The sequence below is a fragment of the Pseudonocardia sp. HH130629-09 genome (genome assembly GCF_001294645.1).
GTDB lineage: Bacteria > Actinomycetota > Actinomycetes > Mycobacteriales > Pseudonocardiaceae > Pseudonocardia.
This window is the reverse complement of sequence record NZ_CP011868.1, coordinates 4,117,218-4,138,725: the sequence shown is the minus strand read 5'-3', so window position 1 is coordinate 4,138,725 and position 21,508 is coordinate 4,117,218. Positions and strand designations below refer to the sequence as shown.

Annotated in this window: 21 protein-coding genes; 15 read left to right on the top strand and 6 right to left on the bottom strand. The window is 73.9% G+C overall.

Annotation, left to right across the window (positions count from 1 at the left end; genetic code table 11):
• Positions 1–47: 47 nt before the first annotated feature.
• From XF36_RS19015 to XF36_RS18995, 7 genes are all read left to right on the top strand, one after another.
• The gene (locus tag XF36_RS19015) at positions 48–968 is read left to right on the top strand and encodes a 2-hydroxyacid dehydrogenase (protein ID WP_060713006.1); all 921 of its coding nucleotides are present in this window, start codon (positions 48–50) and stop codon (positions 966–968) included.
• A gap of 269 nt (positions 969–1,237) precedes the next feature.
• On the top strand, positions 1,238–1,930 hold the full coding sequence (locus XF36_RS34905; protein WP_255357061.1) for a polyprenyl synthetase family protein: 693 nt from the start codon (positions 1,238–1,240) through the stop codon (positions 1,928–1,930).
• Positions 1,878–2,270 (top strand): polyprenyl synthetase family protein, encoded by a 393-nt coding sequence (locus XF36_RS34900; protein WP_255357112.1) that lies wholly within the window; start codon positions 1,878–1,880, stop codon positions 2,268–2,270. The genes XF36_RS34905 and XF36_RS34900 overlap by 53 nt, the downstream gene beginning before the upstream one ends.
• Positions 2,260–2,571, top strand: a complete 312-nt coding sequence (locus XF36_RS34360) for a UbiA family prenyltransferase (RefSeq protein ID WP_238588963.1) — start codon at positions 2,260–2,262, stop codon at positions 2,569–2,571. The genes XF36_RS34900 and XF36_RS34360 overlap by 11 nt, the downstream gene beginning before the upstream one ends.
• 32 nt (positions 2,572–2,603) lie before the next feature.
• Entirely contained in the window at positions 2,604–3,278 is a 675-nt protein-coding gene (locus XF36_RS19005) for a UbiA family prenyltransferase (RefSeq protein WP_414706199.1), read from the top strand.
• Positions 3,275–4,951 carry a prenyltransferase/squalene oxidase repeat-containing protein gene (locus XF36_RS19000; protein ID WP_060713005.1) on the top strand — a complete coding sequence of 559 codons (1,677 nt, stop codon included), beginning with the start codon at positions 3,275–3,277 and terminating at the stop codon, positions 4,949–4,951. The genes XF36_RS19005 and XF36_RS19000 overlap by 4 nt, the downstream gene beginning before the upstream one ends.
• On the top strand, positions 4,948–6,252 hold the full coding sequence (locus XF36_RS18995; protein WP_060713004.1) for an FAD-dependent oxidoreductase: 1,305 nt from the start codon (positions 4,948–4,950) through the stop codon (positions 6,250–6,252). The genes XF36_RS19000 and XF36_RS18995 overlap by 4 nt, the downstream gene beginning before the upstream one ends.
• Before the next feature lie 2 nt (positions 6,253–6,254).
• On the opposite strand, the gene XF36_RS29595 is transcribed toward XF36_RS18995, so the two are convergent.
• Positions 6,255–6,632, bottom strand: coding sequence for a methyltransferase (locus XF36_RS29595; protein WP_238588962.1), 378 nt, complete (start codon positions 6,630–6,632; stop codon positions 6,255–6,257).
• Between the two features lie 24 nt (positions 6,633–6,656).
• Complete coding sequence (locus XF36_RS18990) at positions 6,657–7,439, bottom strand: methyltransferase (protein ID WP_064485460.1); 783 nt, start codon at positions 7,437–7,439, stop codon at positions 6,657–6,659.
• Between the two features lie 163 nt (positions 7,440–7,602).
• On the opposite strand from XF36_RS18990, the gene XF36_RS18985 reads away from it, so the two are divergent.
• From XF36_RS18985 to XF36_RS18960, 6 genes are all read left to right on the top strand, one after another.
• Entirely contained in the window at positions 7,603–8,427 is an 825-nt protein-coding gene (locus XF36_RS18985; RefSeq protein ID WP_060713003.1) for a TauD/TfdA dioxygenase family protein, read from the top strand.
• Between the two features lie 49 nt (positions 8,428–8,476).
• Entirely contained in the window at positions 8,477–9,715 is a 1,239-nt protein-coding gene (locus XF36_RS18980) for a cytochrome P450 family protein (RefSeq protein WP_060713002.1), read from the top strand.
• The gene (locus tag XF36_RS18975; protein WP_145981420.1) at positions 9,712–10,725 is read left to right on the top strand and encodes a pyridoxal phosphate-dependent aminotransferase; all 1,014 of its coding nucleotides are present in this window, start codon (positions 9,712–9,714) and stop codon (positions 10,723–10,725) included. Before XF36_RS18980 ends, XF36_RS18975 begins: the two co-directional genes overlap by 4 nt.
• Positions 10,722–11,981, top strand: coding sequence for an MFS transporter (locus XF36_RS18970; protein WP_060713001.1), 1,260 nt, complete (start codon positions 10,722–10,724; stop codon positions 11,979–11,981). Before XF36_RS18975 ends, XF36_RS18970 begins: the two co-directional genes overlap by 4 nt.
• A 70-nt stretch (positions 11,982–12,051) precedes the next feature.
• Complete coding sequence (locus tag XF36_RS18965) at positions 12,052–12,654, top strand: DoxX family protein (protein ID WP_060713000.1); 603 nt, start codon at positions 12,052–12,054, stop codon at positions 12,652–12,654.
• Entirely contained in the window at positions 12,651–13,538 is an 888-nt protein-coding gene (locus XF36_RS18960; protein ID WP_060712999.1) for an aminoglycoside phosphotransferase family protein, read from the top strand. The genes XF36_RS18965 and XF36_RS18960 overlap by 4 nt, the downstream gene beginning before the upstream one ends.
• A 125-nt stretch (positions 13,539–13,663) precedes the next feature.
• Here the strand turns inward: XF36_RS18960 and XF36_RS18955 are convergent, their stop codons facing one another.
• The 4 genes from XF36_RS18955 to XF36_RS18940 all read right to left on the bottom strand — a co-directional run bounded on the left by XF36_RS18955 (position 13,664) and on the right by XF36_RS18940 (position 18,732).
• Entirely contained in the window at positions 13,664–15,046 is a 1,383-nt protein-coding gene (locus XF36_RS18955; RefSeq protein ID WP_060712998.1) for an NAD-dependent succinate-semialdehyde dehydrogenase, read from the bottom strand.
• Positions 15,047–15,101: 55 nt separating this feature from the next.
• Positions 15,102–16,097 carry an aldo/keto reductase gene (locus tag XF36_RS18950; RefSeq protein WP_238588961.1) on the bottom strand — a complete coding sequence of 332 codons (996 nt, stop codon included), beginning with the start codon at positions 16,095–16,097 and terminating at the stop codon, positions 15,102–15,104.
• A gap of 69 nt (positions 16,098–16,166) precedes the next feature.
• Entirely contained in the window at positions 16,167–18,008 is a 1,842-nt protein-coding gene (gene ilvD, locus XF36_RS18945; protein ID WP_060712996.1) for a dihydroxy-acid dehydratase, read from the bottom strand.
• A 178-nt stretch (positions 18,009–18,186) separates the two neighbouring features.
• Positions 18,187–18,732, bottom strand: a complete 546-nt coding sequence (locus tag XF36_RS18940; RefSeq protein WP_060712995.1) for a PH domain-containing protein — start codon at positions 18,730–18,732, stop codon at positions 18,187–18,189.
• Between the two features lie 425 nt (positions 18,733–19,157).
• On the opposite strand from XF36_RS18940, the gene XF36_RS18935 reads away from it, so the two are divergent.
• Both XF36_RS18935 and ilvN read left to right on the top strand, forming a co-directional pair.
• Positions 19,158–20,954, top strand: a complete 1,797-nt coding sequence (locus XF36_RS18935; RefSeq protein ID WP_060714815.1) for an acetolactate synthase large subunit — start codon at positions 19,158–19,160, stop codon at positions 20,952–20,954.
• Positions 20,951–21,460 (top strand): acetolactate synthase small subunit, encoded by a 510-nt coding sequence (gene ilvN, locus XF36_RS18930; RefSeq protein WP_060712994.1) that lies wholly within the window; start codon positions 20,951–20,953, stop codon positions 21,458–21,460. Before XF36_RS18935 ends, ilvN begins: the two co-directional genes overlap by 4 nt.
• Positions 21,461–21,508 lie beyond the last annotated feature (48 nt).

Below are 21,508 nucleotides of genomic sequence, written 5' to 3'. Positions count from 1 at the left end.
AGGCTAGGCCCCGCGAGGTGAGTGCCCGGTGAGTACGGTCGGACGCCATGCGCAGCCCCGTGACCGTCCTCGTGCCGCATGCCCCCGGAGCCGAGATCCTGTCCGAGGTGGACGGGCTGGAGCCGGTCGTCTACGACCCGGAGAAGCCGCTGCCGGACGAGGCCGGGCGGGCCCGGGTCCTGGTCGCCCCGTTCCTGGCGACCTCCGAGGCCGTCGCGATGACCGAGCGGATCCCGCACCTGGAGCTGGTGCAGCTGCTCACCGCCGGGGCCGAGGCGCGGATCGGGCGGCTGCCCGACGGTGTCGCGCTCTCCGACGGCCGTGGCGCGCACGGCGGCGCGACCGCCGAGTGGGTCGTGTCGGTGCTGCTCGCCGTCTACCGCCACCTCGACCGGTTCGTGCGGGCCCAGGACCGCGGTGAGTGGGACTACCACCAGACCGAGGAGCTGGCCGGCAAGAAGATCCTCATCGTCGGCGCGGGCGACGTGGGGCAGAAGACCCGGGCCCGTCTGGAGCCCTTCGAGGTGGAGACCGCGATGGTCGGGCGCACCGCCCGCGACGGCGTCCACGGCTGGGACGAGCTTCCCGCCCTGCTCCCGCGGTACGACGCGACCGTGCTGATCGTCCCGCTCACCGACGAGACCCGCGGCATGGTCGAGGCCGACTTCCTGGCCGCCATGCCCGACGGGGCGCTCCTGGTCAACGGCGCCCGCGGACCGGTGGTGGACACCGACGCGCTCCTCGCCGAGCTCACCTCGGGCCGCATCCGGGCCGCCGTCGACGTCACCGACCCCGAGCCGCTGCCGCCGGGGCACCCGCTCTGGTCGGCACCCGGGCTCCTCCTGACCCCGCACGTCGGGGGGACCGTGCCGATGGCGATGCGCCGGGCCTACGGCGTCGCGGCCGAGCAGCTGGCGGCGTTCGTCCGGGGCGAGGAGCCTCCGAACCTGGTGACCGGGGCGTACTGAGCGGAGTCGTTCCTGCGCCGAGGGCGGTGTCGGCGGCTGCGGAGAACGCGGTCGCAGAGTCTGGTGAGAACCCCGGAGTTCGGGTGTTAAGCGATGTCCGGCCGGCGCCGCAAGCGCTTGCTCGACCTATGACGTAATCGTACGTTCGGGCCGCGTTCACCGGCTGACACGGCACCGATCGTGCCTGTGCCGCTCTCGGGGAGGTTCTGCCTGATGATCCGGACCGCTCGCCCGCACTGCTCTACGAGGAATTGTCGGAGACCTGCCCTGTGCCGGGCACAGTGAGCCGGGCGCTGTCGCTCACCGACGGCGACACCGCCCGGGACGACACGGTGGCCCGCGGCCTCGTCCGCTCCGCGCTCGCCGAGCGTCGTCCGGACACCGGCTCCCGGTTCGACGAGATGACCCGTTACGCGCTGCTCGCACCGGGCAAGCTCCTGCGACCGCTCATGCTGCTCACCGCGGCGGAGGCGGTCGGCGGCCGGCGCGAGGACGTGCTCCCCGCCGCCGCGGCGGTCGAGCACCTGCACGTCGCCTCACTGGTGCACGACGACATCATCGACAACGACGACCTGCGTCGCGGCCGGCCGTCGGTGCACGCCCGCTACGGCGTCCCGGACGCCATCGTGACCGGCGACGCGCTGCTGTTCGAGGTGTTCGCCGTCGTCGCCGAGTGTGCGGCCCCGCCGGAGGCCGTCGTCACGGCCGTCGCCGAGCTGGCCCGTGCCGGTAGCGACCTGTGCCGCGGACAGGTCCAGGAGTCCCAGCTCGTCGCGCCCGGACCCGGCCGACCGGGAAGCACCCTGGACGACTACCTCGAGGTGGCCGCTCTCAAGACCGGAGCCCTGTTCCGGGGGGGCGTGCCGGGCGGGCGCCGCGCTCGGCGGCGGGGACGCCGGGCAGGTCGACCTGCTCGGGCACTACGGCCACCACACCGGGGTCGCGTTCCAGCTGTTCGATGACCTGCTGCCCTACCTCGACGACGCCGTGGTCACGGGCAAGCCCGCGACCAGCGACGCCGCCAACCTGCGGCCCACCTGGCCGGTCCTGCTGGCACACCGCGACGGTGGACCCGCCGTGCGGCGGGCGGTGGAGACCGCCCTGTCCGGGGATCTCGGCCCGAGCGAGGCGCACGAGATGCTCCGCGCGGCCGTGACCGCGGACGACCTCTGGGACGCGGCGCGGTGCGGGGCGCGCGGCCACGCCGACCGGGCCGTGGCCCGCCTCGGTGAGCTCCCCGGTGCCGAGGCGGCACGCCGGCTCGCCGGGATCGCCGCGATCGCCGTCGACCGTGACCGCTGACGGGCGCACCCTGCGCGCCGACGCCCGTGCCGCACCGCGGCGGGGCGGGGGGACCTGGCAGGCGCACTGGGAGACCTGGCGGCCGTACACCACCTGGCACCCGGCGTTGCTGGGACTGGCCGGGGCGCTGGTGGCGGGCGGCAGCTCCCCGGGGCCGCTCGCCGTCGCGGTGCTGGCCCCGGTGCTCGGCTGGCTGGCCGGGCACTACCTCGGTGACTACTTCGACCGGGACCTGGACGCGATCGCCAAGCCGCACCGCCCGATCCCGTCCGGCAGGCTCACCCCCCCCGGGCCGCGCTGACCTGCGGGATCGCCTGCGTCGCCGGCTCGCTGGTGCTGACCACCGTGGTGAACTGGCGGACGCTGCCGGTGTTCGCCTGCGCGGTCGCCGGGATCATCACCTACAGCCGGCTGTTCAAGCAGCGGGGGCTGGTCGGCAACCTCAACCGCGGGGTGCTCTCCGCGCTCGCGATGGTCGTGGGGGCGATGACCGTCGCGCCGTGGCCCCCCTGGGCGTTGCTGCCCGCCGCGCTGGGCTTCGCCCTGCACGACACCGCGTCCAACCTGATCGGGACGGTGCGCGACGTCGACGGCGACCGCGCGGGCGGCTACCGGTCGGTGCCGGTCCGGCACGGCACCGCGACGGCGGTCCGGACCGCGGCCGTGCTCTGGCTGTCGGCGATGGTCGCGGTCGGGGTGGGCGCCGTCGTCGCGGACCGGCCTGCCGCCCAGTTCGGTGGTCTGGCACTGGCGGTGCTCGTCGGTGGCTGGGCCTTCGTCGTGGTGCGCCCCGGCACGGTGACGCCCCGTCGTGCGCTGCGCTCGCACGAGGTGCTGGTCGCCGAACGACTGCTACTCGCGGGCGCCGTCGTCGCGGGTGCCGCGGGGCCGCTCGTCGCCGGGGCGGTGGTGCTGCCCGCACTCGTCTCATCGCTGGTCATGCAGGCCCGGATGCGGGCCCGGCACGAGTTCCCGGCCGATGCCGGGGACGGAGAGGACACACCATGACACCGGCCCACGCCGGGACCGGTCGGCTCGCCGACGAGGTGTCGGAGGCGATCGCGGGAGGGGCCGAGGCGCTGCTGCGGTCGCGCCGCGACGACGGCGTGTTCGACTACGGCGCCGACAGCCTGCGGTCCACCCTCGCGACGGCGGGTGCGGTCACCGCGCTGCACTTCGCCGATCCCGGTGGAACCGCCGACCTGATCGCCGCCGGGGCCGCACGACTGCGTCGCACCCAGACCGAGGACGGCGGCTGGGCGATGGTGCCCGGTCTGCCCGCGGAGCCGGGTCCGACCGCCGTGTCGGCCGCCGCGCTGCACCTCGTCGACCCGGCGGGGTCCGCCGAGCAGGTCGCGGCCGGGCGGCGGTGGATGGAGCGCTACGGCGGCCTCGCCGCGATCCCGCACCCGGAGGTCGTGCTCTGGTGCCGGCAGTTCTACGGGTTCGTCGGCTGGATCGCGCCGGCCGACATGCGTCGTTTCCCGCTGGAGTTGGCGCTCCTGCCCGGCCTGTACCGGCGGCTGTTCGACCTGCGGCTGCCGATGGCCTCGGCGCTGGGGCTCGCCCAGACCCGGCACCGCCCGCTGACCCGGGTGCAGCGCACGCTGTCCCGGCTGGCCGAACCGAACGCGCTGCGCGTGATCCGCCAGACCTACGAGCACGAGGGGTCCGCGGGATCCTGGTCGGAGGACGCCTGGGTGACCGGCCTGGTCTGCACCGGGCTGGCCCGCGCCGGCGTCGGCCAGGACATGGTGGACGCCGCCGTCGGCTGGCTGCGCCGGTCCATGCACCCGGACGGCTCGTGGGCCACGACCCCGCTGGACGCGGCCTGGACGATGTACGCGGTACGGGGCCTGGTCGAGGCCGGCTACGGCGACGACGAGCGCCTGGTCGCCTCCCGGGACGCGCTGCTGGGCCTGCAACAGCACCGGCCCTTCCTCGCCTTCGGCTGCCCGCCCGGCTTCTGGGGCTGGACCGCCGGGCGCGGCTGGCCCGCCGTGCTGGAGACGGGCGAGATCGTGTCCGTGCTCAGCAGGCTCCCCGGCACCGTGCAGGACTCCGCCGTGGCCGAGGGGGTCGGCTGGCTCACCGACCGGCAGGACTCCCGGGGCTCCTGGGGTCTGTGCGTGCGCAACACCAGGGTCGCGAACAGCGGCCCCTGCCCGACGACGACCGCGCAGGCGCTCGACGCCCTGCTCGACGCCGGGGTGCCGGCCGACGACCGGCGGGTCCGCCGCGCGCTGCGCTGGCTGGGCCGGGCCCAGCTGCCCGGTGGTGGCTTCGAGTCGGTCTGGTACCGCGAGCACACGATGGGCACCGCCGCGGTGCTGGAGACCTTCGCCCGCTGCGGCCGCGGCGGGGACGGGCCCGCGGTCCGCGCCAGGGCCCTGCTGGAGCGCACCCGCAACCCCGACGGGTCCTGGGGCGACGGCCACGGCGCCCCGGGAACCGTGGAGGAGACCGGCTGGGCGGTCGCGGCACTGCTCGCCGCCGGTGCGGCCCCGGCGGAGGTGGAACCGGCCGTGCGGTGGCTGCTGGCGGCCCGCCTGCCGGACGGCGGCTGGCCGGCCGAGCCGGTGCACGAGTACGTCCGCCGGGTCAGCCGCTACGCCAACCCGGGGTTCACCCACGGGATGGCGCTGCGCGCGCTCGGCCGCTACCGGAAGGCCCTGACGTGAGCCACGGACACGACGCCGACTGCGACACCGACTACGACACCGAGTACGACGCGGTGGTGTGCGGCGCCGGGGTGGCCGGTCTGTCCGCGGCCTGCGCGCTGGGCAGGCTCGGGCACCGGGTCCTGGTGCTGGAGAAGCGCCCGGAGCCGCAGCAGGTCGCCAAGGGCGAGGTGCTGCAGCCGGGTTCCCTCGGCATCCTGCGGGAGTGGGGCGTGGCGGACCGGCTGGAGGCGGCGGGTGCGCTGCGGCTGGAGCACCTGGTCGCCCGGGCCGCCGACGGGACGCCCCGGATGCGGCTGGACTACGGGCACCTGCCCACCCCGCAGCCCTGGCTGCTGGCCCACGACTACCCGACGATCCTGCGGGCGCTCGGCGACTCCTTGCCCCCTGGCGTCGAGGTGCGGCGCGGGGCGCTGGTCGAGGGACTGGTCCGGACCGGTGACCGGGTCACCGGCGTCCGGTGCGACGGCACCGCGGTCACGGCAGCGCTGGTCGTCGCCGCCGACGGCGTCTCCTCGCGGCTGCGGCGCGAGGCCGGGCTGACCGCGCCCCGTTCCGACTACCCGCACCGGCTCGCCGCCTTCGAGCTGACGGGCACCGTCCCGCCGGACTTCTCCGCCTACGTGACCGACGGCGGGCTGCGGCTGCGGTACCCGCTCCCGGGGGGCCGGGTGCGGTTGTACGTCCAGGTCGCCGCGGACGAGCTGCGCGGGCTCGGGCCGGACGGGCTCCGCGCCTGGAGCGACCGGGTGCTGCGCGGCTGCCCCGGGCTCGACCCGGTGGCCGAGGCGTTCCGCGCGGGTGTCGCGGACCGTCAGGTGCTGCCGGTGTCCCGGACACTCGCGCCGGCGCTGACGGTGCCGGGGCTGGCCCTGGTCGGGGAGAGCGGACACCTGGTGCACCCGATGGCGGCGCAGGGCATGAACAGCTCGATCGCCGACGCCCACACCCTGGCCGCGATGCTCCGGCAGGGCGGCTCGCTGCAGGACGACGTCGTCGACCACGCGCTGCGCCGCTACGACACCGCACGCCGCCACGACCTGCACCACATCGGCCGGACCAGCCACAACGCCGCCCGGATGATCACCGGACGGTCCTGGATCGGGGACCGTGCGCTGACCGGGACCGGTGCCAACGACCGGATCCGGCACGAGGTTATGCACACCATGTCCGGACTCGGGATCCGGCGCCTGACCCCGGTGGACCGCCTTCACCAGATCGGGGTGCTCCCCGACCCGCGGGCCGCTCGGCTGCCCGGCTGGGCCCGGACGGTCCGCGGGTCGGGTGCGGCGGCCCGATGAGCTCACGCCCTGGCGTACTCCAGCACGACCAGACCGTTCGCGCCGTCCCGGCGGCCCCGGGCGACCAGACCGGCCTCGGACGCGAGGACGTCGAAGGCCTCCGGTACCCGCTCCCGGCCGCCCAGCAGGGTCAGCGACTGCAGGTCGAACGACGCGTTGTTCTTCGCGTGCTCCTCCCCGGCCAGCACCTCGACCACCAGCACCCGGCCGTCGGGCGCGACGGCCTCGGCGCAGCGGCGCAGGATCCGGACGGCGTCCTCGTCGGGCCAGTCGGTGAGCACCCGGGACACCAGCAGCACGTCGTAGCCGGTGGGCAGTGAGCCTTTTTCAACCTGACCAGCGAGCTTCTGCGTCAGGAGATCGCGAAGGTTGCAGCGCAACTGCTCTGACCACAGCTGCACAGGTCACCGGCTCGCTAGCTCGGCGTCTGCACCCACACAACCAGGCCCCTGAGCTGCCGGAACGGCAGGTTGAAAAAGGCTCAGTGGCTCCAGGAAGCTGCCGCCGACGAAGCGGGCCCGCTCGCCCAGCCCGGCCCCGGACAGGAACTCCTCGGCCTCCGGGGCGACCTCCGGCAGGTCGAGCACGGCGCCGTGCAGGTGCGGGTGCGCGGACAGGACCGCGTGGAGCAGCGCCCCGGTGCCGCCGCCGACGTCGAGCACCGAGGAGACCGGCGCCCAGTCGTACCCGGCGGCGACCTCGGGACCGGTCTGCCAGGCGAAGCCGGCCATCGTCGCGCCGAAGAACAGGCGCAGCCGCTCGTCGGCGCGGTAGTCCGCCCAGAACTCACGGCCGTGCACCGCGGGGTAGGCCGAGCGGCCGGTGCGGACCGCGTGCAGCATCCCGCCATAGGCGAGGTCCATCCGCAGGCCGGGCCCGTCGGCGTCGAGCCAGGCACGCAGCAGTGCGTTGCGGTCGTCCAGCAACGCCTCGGAGACCGGGGTCAGCGCGTACCGGCCCGGCGCGGGCTCGGCGAACAGTCCGGCCGAGACGAGATGGCGGAGCAGCCGGACGAGCGCGTCGGGATCGGCACCGGAGGCCGCGGCGAGCTCACCGGCGTCGGTGCGACCGTCCCGGACCAGCTCCGGCAGCCGCAGGGCGACCGCGGTGCGCACCGCGAACGGGGTCGCCAGGTCGACGAGTGCGGCGAGAGCAGCGGTGCCGTCCTGCGTGGTCGGACTGGTCACGGAGTTCCTTTCGACGAACGGGAGGGGAAGTCGGTCCGCCACTGACGATGGCAGTTCGGAGCGGATCCCGACAAGGGTCCGTGACAATTCGACACAGCATTCCCCCGACCGATTCCGCGGGCGCGGTACGGCGGTCGAACAATGCGTACGGAAAGGTTTTCACATGGTTTCGCTCGACGTCCGTCCGGTCTCCGGAGCGCTGGGGGCCGAGGTGCGTGGGCTCGCGCTCGCCGACGTGGACGACGAGGTGTTCGCGCACCTGTACCAGCTCCTGCTCGACCACCTCGTGCTCTTCCTGCCCGACAACGCCGGTCTCGACCCGGCCGACCACGAGGCGTTCGGCAGGCGGCTGGGTCACCTGGAGGTCCACCCGTTCCTGCCGAAGCTGGACGGGCACGACGAGATCGTCCTCCTCGACTCCGACCAGGGGGCGAAGGCCGACGTCTGGCACACCGACGTCACGTTCTCCCAGACCCCGCCGATCGCGTCGGTGCTGCAGATCGTGCAGGGCCCCGAGGTCGGTGGCGACACCATGTGGAGCAACCAGTACCTCGCCTACGAGGCGCTGTCCGCCCCGCTGCGGGAGCTGCTCGACGGGCTCACCGCGCTGCACGTCTTCGAGCACCCGAACGGCTCCTACCGCAGCGAGGCCGAGCATCCCGTCGTCCGGGTGCACCCGGACACCGGGCGGCGCTCGCTGTACGTCAACCGGATGTTCACCCGGCGCATCCCGCAGCTGACCCCGGGGGAGAGCACCGCGCTGCTGACCCACCTGTTCGACGTCTCCGAGAGCCCGCAGCGGGTCTGCCGTTACCGCTGGAGCGAGGGTGGGGTCGCGATCTGGGACAACCGGGCCACCCAGCACTACGCCGTCAACGACTACACCGGCCGCCGCGTCACCGTACTCGGCGACCACCCGAAGGGCGAGCCGGCGCGCTGGCCGCACCACCAGGCCGCCGGGATGAGCGCGACGGCCGTCAAGGACTGACCGGCACGACCGGCACGAACCGACCGGCACCGCAGCAGGGGAGACCGCCATGAGCGAGACGACCACCACGAGCGCCGGGTCCGAGGAGTTCCTCGAGACCTACTGGCGTGACCCGCACACCGCACTGGCCGGGTCCCGCCGGGACTGCCCGGTCCGCGAGGTCACCTTCGAGACCGGCCCGACCTGGCTGGTCACCCGCTACGCCGACGTGCGGGCCGGGCTGGCCGACGAGCGCCTCGCCAAGGACTGGCGGGCGTCGCTCCCGCCCGCCGAGCGCGCCGCGGCGCCCCCGGGGCTGCCCGCCCCGATGTCGCACATGCTGACCTCGCTCGACCCGCCGGAGCACACCCGGCTGCGCCGGCTGGTGACCCAGGCGTTCACCGCCCGGCGGATCGCGGCGCTGCGGCCGCGGGTCGAGAAGCTGGCCCACGACCTGCTCGACGCGCTGCCCGTCGACGAGCCGGTCGACCTGGTCGGCCGGTACGCGATCCCGCTGCCGATGGAGGTCATCTGCGAGCTGATCGGGGTCCCCGAGCTGGACCGCGAGGACTTCGCGCACTGGTCGACGGTGCTGATCGACGAGTGCCCCGAGCCGGAGCTGGTCCGGGCGTCGAACCAGATGGCCGACTACCTCGGCGGCCTGGTCGCCGCGCGTCGCCGCGACCCCGACGACGCCCTGCTCTCCGGCCTGATCGCCGCCTCCGAGGACGGCGAGCAGCTCTCCGACATCGAGATCGTCGCGATGGCGATGCTGCTGCTCATGGCCGGGCACGAGACGACGGCGGTGTTCGTGACGAACAGCGTCCGGGTACTGCTGACCGAGCCGGACGCCCGGCGCCGGCTCGCCTCGCCGGAGACGGCCCCCGCGCTGGTCGAGGAGCTGCTGCGGTGGGCGTCGCCGGCGCTGAACGCCTCGCTGCGTTTCGCGACCGAGGACATGGAGATCGGCGGGACGGCGATCCCGCGCGGCGCGTCGGTGACCCTGTCCACCGGAGCCGCGAACCGTGACCCGAGCCGGTTCGACGACCCGACGCGGCTCGACCCCGACCGGGACACCGCCGGGCACGTCGCCTTCGGCCACGGCATCCACCGCTGCCTCGGTGCGGCGCTGGTGCGGCTGGAGGCCGACGTGGCGCTCACCGCGCTGTTCGGCCGGTTCCCGCAGCTGCGGGCCACCGCGGCGGAGGACGAGCTGACCTTCCGGCGCAGCGTGCACGTCCACGCCCCGCGGACCTTCCCGGTGCTGCTGGACCCCACCCCCGACCAGGAACAGGAGCGACGAGCGTGACCCCCGTCGTCCACCAGCTGTCCTTCAACGAGAACCACTGGCCCGTCCTGCCCGGGGTGCGCGAGGCGCTGACCGGGTCGCTGGACACGATCGGCCACACCCTCGACGCGTTGTCCGACGGCCTCACCGCCGAGATCGCCCGGCGGCTCGGGGTGCCCGCGGCCCGGGTCGTCGCGGGCGCGGGATCGGGCGCGCTGCTCCAGCAGTTCCTCGCCGCGCACTGCACCCCGGGGACGGCGGTCGTGCACACCGCGCCGTCGTTCGCGATGTACCCGCTGCTGATCCGCAACACCGGCGCGACGGCCGTCGCCGTGCCGGACGGCCGCGACGGCAGCGACCTCGCCGGGGTGGCGAAGGCGGTCACCGACGACACCCGTGTCGTGGTGCTCTGCAACCCGGACAACCCCACCGGTGAGGTACTCGGCACCGCGGCGGTGCAGCAGCTGCTCGACGACCTGCCCCCGCACGTCCTGCTGCTCGTCGACGAGGCCTACCGCGAGTTCGCCGACCCGGACGCGGTCGCCGACGTGCTCGGCCTGGCCGCGCAGGACGACCGGGTCGTGGTGGTCCGCACCTTCTCCAAGTCGCACGGGCTTCTGGGCCTGCGGGTGGGCTACCTCGTCGCCGCCGAGCGGGTCACCGCACCGATCCGGTCCAGCACGCCGTTCTACCGGGTGCCGACCCTCGGCCAGGCGGCCGCGCTGGCCGCCATGGACGCCGAGGACCGGATGCGCGAGCAGTGCCGTGCGGTGGCCGCCGAACGCGACCGGGTCCGCGACGGGCTGCTGGCGCTCGGCTTCGACGTGCCGCCCAGTGGCGGCAACTTCGTGTGGGTCCGCCTCGGCGGGCACAGCCGGGCGTTCGTGGAGCACCTCGCCGCCGCCGGGATCGCGGTCCGCGACCAGGACGGGCTCGGGGTGCGGGTCAGCACCGGCCTTACCCCGGCCAACGACGCCGTCCTCGCCGCGGCCGCCGGCTTCGACCCCGCTCCGGACGGAACCGCGCCGTGACCACCAGCCCGGGCACCCGGCAGGAGACCGCCGCGCCGGCCCCTCGGACGTCGCGGCTGTTCATGCCGTTCTACCTCCTCGCGTTCGCCGGGCTGATGGCGACGACGGCCACCCCCGTGGCGGTGACGCTGGCCCTGCGCGCCCAGCAGCTCTACGGCGAGGAGAAGACCGCCGTCCTCGCCACCACCCTGGCGATCGGCACGGTGTTCGCCTCGGTCGCCCAGCCGCTGGGTGGCTGGCTCAGCGACCGCACCGTCTCCCGCTGGGGCCGTCGCCGGCCGTGGCTGGTGCTGGGCCTGCTGGGTGGGGTCGTGGGCCTGCTGGTGATCGCGCTGGTGCCGGAGCGCTGGGGGATGGTGCTCGGCTGGTCGATCGCGTCGCTGTTCCTCAACCTGGCGTTCTCGGCGCTGTTCGCGGTGCTCGCCGACCAGGTCCCGCCGGATCGGCGCGGCCGGGTCTCCGGCTGGATCGGGGTCGCCCTGCAGGCCGGGTTGAGCGCCGGGACCTGGGGCGCGGTCTGGCTGGGGAACCAGCCGGTCGCGCTGTTCCTCGGCCCGGCCGCGTTCGCGGTGCTGACGACCGCGGCGCTGCTCGTCGTGCTGCCCGACCGGTCGGCCGGACCCGGGACGCGCGCCTCGGCCGGGGGCGTCCCGTGGCGCGAGCGCGTCGCCCAGCTGGCGCGCTACCGCGACTTCGGGTTCGTCTGGGCGGGCCGGTTCCTGCTGCTCACCGGCTACTACATCTTCTTCAACTTCCAGCTCTACACCCTGACCGACCACCTGGGCGTGACGGTCGCGGTCGCGACCTCGGTGGTGGCGCTGAACAGCACGCTCAGTGCGGTGCTGAAGCTCGTGGTGGCCCCGCTGGCCGGCTGGCTGTCCGACCGGCTCGGCAGGCGCCGGGTGCTGGTGGGCTGCTCGGCGGCGCTGTTCGCGGTGTCGATGCTGCTGATCGCGCTGGCGCAGGACGTCACGACGTTCGTGCTGGGCGCCTCGGTCGGCTTCGTCGCCTACGGCGTCTTCCTGGCCGTGGACCTCGCGCTGGCGACCGAGGTGCTCCCGGAGGGCGACGCCCACGGCGGTTTCGGCCTGGGGCTGTACAACGTCGCCGGGACGGTCTCGCAGTCCCTCGCACCGGTGGTCGCGGTCTCGGTGCTGGCGGCCTCGGGCGACAGCTACCCACTGCTGTACACGGTCGCGGCCGGGTTGGTGGCGGCGGCCGTCGTGACGGTGATGTTCGTCCGGTCGGTGCGCTGAGCGGGCCCGGCGCCGCTCACGGCGCGCGGCGCCGGGGGAGACGACCGGTGTCCCGGTAGGGTCCGGCGGCATGAGCGGGCCCACGCAGCACTACGACTGGGGCAACATCTCCGGCGACGCACCGCCGGAGTCGACCCGGCCGGAGCGGCTCCCGGTGCCCGCGCACGTCTCCTCCGACATCGGGCTGCTCGTGCTGCGCCTGGTCGTCGGCGCCTCGTTCGCCGCGGCCGGTGCGCGGAAGCTCTTCGGCGTCGCGGGCGGCATCGATCTCGACACGAGCGCCGCCGCACTCGCCGACGCCGGGTTCGTCGCGTTCGCCGGGCCGCTGGCCTGGGTGCTCGCGGTCGGCCAGCTGGTCTTCGGCGTGCTGCTCGTGCTGGGTCTGCTGACCCCGTTCGCCGCGGCGGGCCTGCTGGCCACGAAGATCGTCGCGGTGACGGTCGCCCTGGTGCCGGTGCCCAGCGTGCCGCTGTTCGCCTCGGACGGCGCGAACTCCCTGGAGCTGGACCTGCTGCTCGGCGCCGGGGCCGCGGCGCTGGTGTTCGCCGGGGCCGGGCGGATCGCGCTCGACGCCGGACGCACCTACCAGCGCCGCCCGCTGCCGTGGGCGGTGCTGTCGCTGGTCGTCGGCGTCGCGGTGGCGCTGCTGGTCCTGTTCGTGCTGCGGCGGTGACCGTCCCCGACCAGGCCTGGCTGGGCCCGCTCGCCCGGCGCCGCCGGCGTACGGTCGCGGTCCGCGACCGGACTCCGCTGAGCGGCGGATACGGCTCCGGCGGTGCCGAACGGATCGACCTCGACGACGGCACCGCGGTCGTCCTCAAACGGACCGGTGCGGTCGAGGCCGCCGCGCTGCGCGCCGTCGCGGTGGTCAACGGCCCCGTGCGGCTCCCGCGGCTGCTCGCCTCCGGCGACGGCTGGGTGCTGCTGGAGCACGTCGACGGGACCCCGCTGCCCGACGACGCCCCCGTCCCGGACGAGGTGTGGCGCACCCTCGCGTCGGTGCACGCGCACTGGCGGCGCAACCGCCCACGCGGCATCCCCGTCGTCGACGACGCCTGGTGGGCGGCCCGGTGCGGGCACGCCGCCGAGCGCCTGCGCGCCGCCGGGTGCGACGGGGCGGGCCTCGTCGCGAGGTGGGCGGACGACGAGCGCGCCCGCACCGCGCTGCGCGTCCTGCCCCGCACCCTGTGCCACGGCGACGCCCACCGGGGGAACGTCCTCGTCGGCCCGCCCGGGGCGACGCTGCTGGACTGGGGCAACGCCCGCGTCGCGGCCGGGTCGCTGGACGCGGTGGTGCTCACCGCGCCGCCCGCCGACGGGCCCGCCGACGCACCGGCGGCGCCGGTCCCCGCGGTCTACCGGGACACGCTCCACGCAGCTCTGGGCGCACCGGACCCGCCCGCGATGGTCGCTGCCGAGACCGCGTGGGCGCGAGCCCAGGCCCATGTGCAGTACCTGTCGTTCGCCGCCGATCACCAGCCGGCGGACCGGGTCACCTCCATGATCGCCGTGGTGACCGTGGCGCTGGACGAGCTCGGCGCGATCGTGGGTGGGTGACGTGGGCGGACGTGCGGTCGGCGCGGATGCCGCGGTGGCCGGACGCCGGGACACGGCCGCCGAAATGCACCCCACGGCTGCCCGACGCGTCCGCGGACAGCCCTGAGGTGCATCTCGGCGAGCGCTCAGTCGCGGGCCTTGGCCGTGCGGCGCAGCCGGGTGTTGACGAACTCGCCCATGCCCCAGCGGCCCAGCTCGCGGCCGAAGCCGGAGCGCTTCACCCCGCCGAAGGGCAGCCCGGGCAGCGTGGTGCCGTGCTCGTTGACGTAGGCCATGCCCACCTCGAGCCGGTCGGCGACCTCGCGGGCGCGGTCGGCGTCGGTGCTCCACACCGATCCGCTGAGCCCGAAGTCCACGTCGTTGGCCAGGGTGACGGCCTCGTCGACGGAGTCGACGCCGTACACCACCGCGACCGGGCCGAAGATCTCCTCGGAGTAGGCGTCCATGTCCTTCGTGACGCCGGTCAGGACCGCGGGGCGGAGGAAGGCGCCGTCGCCGTCGACGACGTCGCCGCCGGTGTGCAGGGTGGCGCCCTGCTCCACGGCGCGACGCACCTGCTCGGCGACGCCGTCGCGGGCGGTGACCGAGGACAGCGGGCCGAGCCGGGTGCCGGGGTCGGTCGGGTCGCCCGGTTCGGTCGACTCGAACGTCGAGACCAGCACCGACACGAACTCCTCGACCTTGTCGTTCGGCACGATCATCCGCTTCGGGGAGTTGCAGGCCTGGCCGGCGTTCATCAGGCGGGCCCGGGCGGTGACCTTCGCGGTGCGGGCGATGTCGGCGTCGTCGAGCACGATGAGGGCGTCCGAGCCGCCCAGCTCCAGTACGGCCTTCTTCAGGTTCCGGCCCGCGGTCTCGGCGACCGCGGCACCGGCCCGCTCGCTGCCGGTCAGCGAGATCCCGCGCACCCGCGGGTCGGCGATCATCTCCGCGATCTGGTCGTTGGTCGCGTACACGTTGACGTAGACGTCGGCCGGGACGCCGGCGTCGTGGAAGATCTCGGCCATCACCGCGGCGGACGCCGCGCAGATCGGGGCGTGCTTGAGGACGATCGTGTTGCCCACCATCAGGTTCGGCGCGACGAAGCGCGCCACCTGGTAGTAGGGGAAGTTCCACGGCATGACACCGATCAGCGGCCCGACCGGCTCGGTCTGCACCACCGACTCCGCGGCGCCCTGCGGGTCGAGCGTCTCCTGCTCCAGCAGCTCCGGGCCGTGCTCGGCGTACCAGCGGTAGATCGACGCCGCCAGCGCCACCTCGCCCGCGGCCTCCCGGACCGGCTTTCCCATCTCGGTCGCGATCAGGGTGGCGAGCTCGTCACGGCGGGCCTCGTAGGCCTCGGCGACCCGGACCAGGATCTGCGCCCGGTCCGCGACCGGGGTCGAACGCCAGGACGGGAACGCCTCGGTGACCCGGCGCAGGACGTCACCGACCTCGGCGTCGGTGAGCTCGGGGAACTCGTTCTCGGTCTTCCCGGTGGCGGGGTTGGTCGTGACGTAGGAGGTCATGTACGACGGGTGTCCTTCCTCGGAAACGGGCAAACATCGCAGAGCCATCGCAGAGTCAACGCCCGACGTTGCGCTGCAGATGCTCCGGGTAGCGCTCGCCCGCGACCGCGGACGCCGGTGCGGCGGCCTCGATCTCGGCGAGCTCCTGCGCGGTCAGCTCCAGCGTCGCGGCCTCGACGTTCTGCTCCAGATAGGTCCGGCGCTTGGTGCCCGGGATCGGGACGACGTGCTCCCCGCGGCTCTGCACCCAGGCCAGCGCGAGCTGTCCGGCGGTGACCCCACGGCGCTGCGCGACGGCCTTCAGCGCGTCGACGATCGCGAGGTTGGCGGCCAGGTTCTCCTCGGAGAAGCGGGGCAGGCCGCGGCGCATGTCGCCCTCGCCGAACTGACCGGTCGAGGTGATCGCGCCGGTCAGGAAGCCGCGGCCCAGCGGGGAGAACGGCACGACGCCGACACCGAGCTCCGCGCAGGTGGGGGCGACGGAGGCCTCGATGTCACGGGTCCAGAGCGACCACTCCGACTGCACCGCGGCCGGCGGGTGCACCGCGTGCGCGCGGCGCAGCGTGTCCGCACCGCACTCGGACAGGCCGTAGTGGCGGATCTTCCCCTCCTCGATCAGCCCCACGAGCGCGCCGACGGTCTCCTCGATCGGCGTGTCCGGGTCGACCCGGTGCTGGTAGTACAGGTCGATGTGGTCGACGCGCAGGCGCCGCAGCGACTCCTCGACGCACTGCCGCACGTAGCCGGCGTCGCCCCTGGCGCCCTGGTTGCCGTCCCCGTCGCGGGTGATGCCGAACTTCGTGGCCAGGACCACGCGGTCGCGCCGGTCGGCGATCGCGGCGCCGACGAGCTCCTCGTTGGCGCCGTCGCCGTAGACGTTCGCGGTGTCGAGCAGGGTGACGCCCAGGTCGAGGGCGCGGTGGATCGTCGCGATCGACTCGGCGCGGTCCCCGGAGCCGTAGCTCTGGCTCATGCCCATGCAGCCCAGGCCCTGGGCGGAGACGGTGAGATCGCCGAGGCGACGGGTGCCGAGGCTCATTCCGGTAGCCATGCCAACCAACCTAGACGCGAGCGGCCCCGGTCCGCAGCGGAGCGGACCGGGGCCGGCGGGCCTGCCGGGTCAGGGGATGCGACGGACCGCCCCGGTGTCGGCGCTGGTCGCCATGTGGGCGTAGGCGCGCAGCGCCTTCGACACGACCCGCTGCCGGTCCACGGGCTGCCACGGCCGCTCGGAGGACTCCATCTTGGCGCGCCGGTCGGCGAGCACCTCGGGGTCGACGAGCAGCTCCAGGGACCGGGCGCGGACGTCGAGCCGGATCCGGTCGCCGTTCTCGACCAGGCCGATCGTGCCGCCGGCGGCCGCCTCGGGGGAGACGTGGCCGACCGAGATGCCCGACGAGCCACCGGAGAACCGGCCGTCGGTGATCAGGGCGCAGACCCTGCCCAGCCCGGCGCCCTTGAGGAAAGCGGTCGGGTGCAGCATCTCCTGCATGCCCGGCCCGCCTGCGGGACCCTCGTAGCGGATGACCAGCACGTCGCCGGGCTTGATCTCCTTCTTGAGGATCGCCGAGACGGCCTCCTCCTGGCTCTCCAGCACCACGGCCGGGCCCTCGAACTCCCAGATGTCCTCGGGGATGCCCGCGGTCTTGATCACGGCGCCGTCGACCGAGAGGTTGCCGCGCAGCACGGCCAGGCCGCCGTCGGCGGAGTAGGCGTGCTCGATGTCGCGGATGCAGCCGCCCGCGGCGTCGGTGTCGAGGCTCGACCAGCGGTTCTCGGTGGAGAACGCCTGCGTGGTCCGAACCCCGCCCGGCGCGGCGTGGTAGAGCTCGATCGCGGTCTCCGACGGCGCCGACGACCGGATGTCCCACTCGGTGAGCCACTGCTCCAGCGAGGGGGAGTGCACCGAGTGCACCCCGGTGTTGAGCAGCCCGGCCCGCCACAGCTCGCCCAGCAGGGCGGGGATGCCACCGGCCCGGTGGACGTCCTCCATGTGGTAATCCGAGTTCGGCGCGACCTTGGACAGGCACGGCACCCGCCGGGAGATCGCGTCGATCGCGGCCAGGTCGAAGTCGATCTCGCCCTCCTGCGCGGCGGCCAGGATGTGCAGCACCGTGTTGGTGGAGCCGCCCATCGCGACGTCGAGGGCCATCGCGTTCTCGAACGCCTCGCGGGTGGCGATGTTGCGGGGCAGCGCGGAGGCATCGTCGTCGCGGTACCAGCGGGTCGCCAGGTCCATCACGGTGCGGCCCGCGTTCAGGAACAGCTCGCGGCGCGCGGCGTGGGTGGCGAGGGTGGAGCCGTTGCCCGGCAACGAGAGCCCGAGGGCCTCGGTGAGGCAGTTCATCGAGTTCGCGGTGAACATCCCGGAGCAGGACCCGCAGGTCGGGCAGGCCGAGCGCTCGACCTCGGCCAGGCCGGCGTCGTCCACCTCCGACGACGCGGACGCCGAGATCGCGGTGATCAGGTCGGTGGGAGCCTGCGCGACCCCGCCGACGACGACCGCCTTGCCGGCCTCCATCGGCCCACCGGAGACGAACACGGTCGGGATGTTGAGCCGCATCGCGGCGTTCAGCATGCCCGGCGTGATCTTGTCGCAGTTGGAGATGCACACCAGGGCGTCGGCGGCGTGGCCGTTGACCATGTACTCCACCGCGTCGGCGATGATCTCGCGGCTGGGCAGCGAGTAGAGCATCCCGCCGTGGCCCATCGCGATGCCGTCGTCGACGGCGATCGTGTTGAACTCCTTGGCGACCCCGCCCGCCTCCTTGATCGCGCCCGCGACGAGGTCACCCATGTCCTTGAGGTGCACGTGGCCGGGGACGAACTGGGTGTAGGAGTTGGCGATCGCGACGATCGGCTTGCCGAAGTCGTCGTCACCCATGCCGGTCGCGCGCCAGAGCGAACGCGCTCCGGCGGCGTTGCGACCGTGGGTGGTGACGCGGGAACGCAGGGCGGGCATCGGTCTTCTCCAGCCGGGTCTTCCGTGGTGGTTCGTGAGGGGACCCCGGTGGGCGCGTCGCGGAGCGTGGGCGCGAGCCGCCCGGGGTGCGGCGCGACGGCGGCGGGGCGGGTCGCGTCCCGCCGGCCGGCGGGCCGATCGCCCGCAACCGTACGCCCCGTGACGGGCGTCGGTGTCGTCAGTGACCCTCGGCCGGGTCCTCCGGCTCGCTCACCGCGGCCGGGTCGGCGAAGCGGCCGCCGCTGGCGACCGAGAGCGCCGGCAGGTCGCGTGCGTGCACCGCGGGCAGGACGAGGTCGTCGTCCTCGCCCAGCACCGCGCTGACCCGCGAGCGCGAGCCGATCCGCAGACCGCGCACGTCGTCCCAGTCCACGGTGCGGGAGGAGAACGCGCTGCGCACGGACAGCGTCTCCGGGTCCACGGTGGTGCGGACCCGCAGGATCCAGGCGATCGCCGCCACCGGCAGCACGAGCACGACCCAGAACCACAGCAGGCTGAACACCAGCGGCGTCGACCCGACGACCGCGACCAGCATGGCGAAGATGGTCAGCCGGCTCGGCTTGAACACCAGCGCGCGCGGGCCCACGCGGAGCTTGCGGCCCTCGTCGCGGACCCGTGGGGTCCACGCCAGCTCGCTGTCCACCTGCTGGGACGCCGCCGTGGCCCGCGGTGCGGCGGCGGAGGTGGTGTCGGCGGGGACGGCGTGGTCGTCGGTGCTGCTCACGACCCCAGTGTGGCAAACGTGGGCGGGGTGACGGCGGCCCGGACGGGTGGGGTCGTTTGACTCCGTCCGTGGGACGCGTGCTAGCGTCGACGCATGTTCGCCGTTCGAATTCTCGTACTTCTTGGGCGCGTCGTCGCCTGAGTTCGACCATCTCGAACGACGACGCGCTCACCCTCGCAGCGCCCGGAGCAACCGGGCGGCGGGGGTTTTTTCATGTCCAGCCCATGTCCGGCATCTGATCGACACGATCTCCAGCGAGGCAGACCCAGATGACCACCGTCCCCGCCAAGTCCGGCTCGTCCGGCCCGAAGCCGGGCCCGCCGCCCGGCCGGTCCGCCGCTCCGGCCGGCACCACGACGTCCCGTAGCTACACCTCTGCGCTCGCCGACACCGCCGTCCCCGGTCCGCGGATCGTGGACGAGCCCATGACCGGCGCCCAGTCCCTGGTGCGTTCGCTCGAGGAGATCGGCTGCGAGGTCGTCTTCGGGCTGCCCGGCGGGACGATCCTGCCCGCCTACGACCCGCTCCTGGACTCGACGAAGGTGCGTCACATCCTCGTCCGCCACGAGCAGGGCGCCGGACACGCCGCGACCGGTTACGCGCAGGCCACCGGCAAGGTCGGGGTCTGCATGGCGACGTCCGGACCGGGGGCCACGAACCTGGTCACCCCGATCGCGGACGCCCACATGGACTCGGTGCCGCTGGTGGCCATCACGGGTCAGCAGACCCGGCCGCTGATCGGCACCGACGCCTTCCAGGAGGCCGACATCACCGGCATCACCATGCCGGTGACCAAGCACAACATGCTGGTGACCGACGCGACGGAGATCCCGCGCGCGATCGCCGAGGCCTTCCACCTGGCGTCCACCGGCCGGCCCGGCCCGGTCCTGGTGGACATCCCGAAGGACGTGCTGCAGGAGCAGACCACGTTCTCCTGGCCCCCGGAGCTGCAGCTGCCCGGCTACCGGCCGACGACCCGGCCGCACGGCAAGCAGATCCGCGAGGCCGCCCGGCTCATCCGCGAGTCGGCCAAGCCGGTGCTCTACGTCGGCGGCGGCGTCCTCAAGGCCGAGGCCGCCGAGGAGCTGCGGGAGCTGGCCGAGCTGACCGGGGCGCCCGTCGTCACCACCCTGATGGCGCGCGGTGTGTTCCCCGACAGCCACCCGCTGCACCTGGGCATGCCCGGGATGCACGGCACCGTCGCCGCGGTCGCGGCGATGCAGCGCGCCGACCTGCTGGTCGCCCTAGGCTCCCGGTTCGACGACCGGGTGACCGGCAAGCTGGAGAGCTTCGCCCCCGAGGCGAAGATCATCCACGCCGACATCGACCCGGCCGAGATCTCCAAGAACCGGCGTGCCGACGTGCCGATCGTCGGGGACTGCAAGGAGGTCCTGGCCGACCTGGTCGAGGCCGTCCGTGCCGACCGCGCCGAGCACGGCGAGCCGGACCTGTCGTCCTGGTGGAAGCAGGTCGGCGGGCTGCGCGACCGCTACCCGCTCGGCTACGACGAGCCGACCGACGGCGCGCTGTCCCCGCAGTACGTGATCGAGCGGATCGGCGCGATCGCCGGGCCCGACGCGATCTACGCCGCGGGGGTCGGCCAGCACCAGATGTGGGCCGCCCAGTTCGTCAAGTACGAGAAGCCGCGGACCTGGCTGAACTCGGGCGGGCTCGGGACCATGGGCTACGCGGTCCCGGCCGCGATGGGTGCCAAGGTCGGCGAGCCGGACACCGTCGTCTGGTGCATCGACGGCGACGGCTGCTTCCAGATGACCAACCAGGAGCTCGCCACCTGCGCGATCGAGGGCATCCCGATCAAGGTCGCCGTCATCAACAACGGCAACCTCGGCATGGTCCGCCAGTGGCAGAACCTGTTCTACGGCGAGCGGTACTCCAACACCGACCTCAACACCCACAAGCTGCGCATCCCGGACTTCCCGATGCTCGCGCAGGCGATGGGCTGCGAGGGTCTGCGGGTCGAGTCCAAGGAGGACGTCGACCGGGTCATCCACCAGGCGATGGAGATCAACGACCGGCCGGTCGTCGTGGAGTTCGTCGTCGGCGCCGACGCCCAGGTGTGGCCCATGGTCGCCGCGGGGATGAGCAACGACGAGATCAACGTCCGACGCGACATCCGGCCCGAGTTCGAGCAGGACGAGCTGGCCGCCTCGGTGGACCAGGTCGCGGACGTCACCGAGCAGGCTCTGGAGGGCGAGAAGTGAGCGAGCTCCACACCCTCTCGGTCCTGGTCGAGGACAAGCCGGGCGTGCTGGCCCGGGTCTCCGGGCTGTTCTCGCGGCGCGGGTTCAACATCAACTCCCTCGCCGTGGGCCCGACCGAGCACCCTGACGTGTCCCGGATGACGATCGTCGTCGAGGTGGACGAGCTCCCGATGGAGCAGGTCACCAAGCAGCTCAACAAGCTGGTGCACGTCATCAAGATCGTCGAGCTGGAGCCGGACGCCTCGGTGCAGCGCGAGCTGCTGCTGGTCAAGGTCCGGGCCGACGCCACGGTGCGCAGCCAGGTCGTCGAGACCGTGCAGCTGTTCCGAGCCAAGGTGGTCGACGTCTCGCCGGAGGCACTGACCGTCGAGGCCACCGGCTCGGCCGACAAGCTCACCGCGCTCCTGCGCATGCTGGAGCCCTACGGGATCCGCGAGATGGTGAAGTCCGGGATGGTGGCCGTCGGCCGCGGCCCCCGGTCCATCACCGCCGCGGCCGTCCGTTAGACAGACCGCGTAGCCGACGGCTACACACCCCCTGAGAGGAACCGTCCC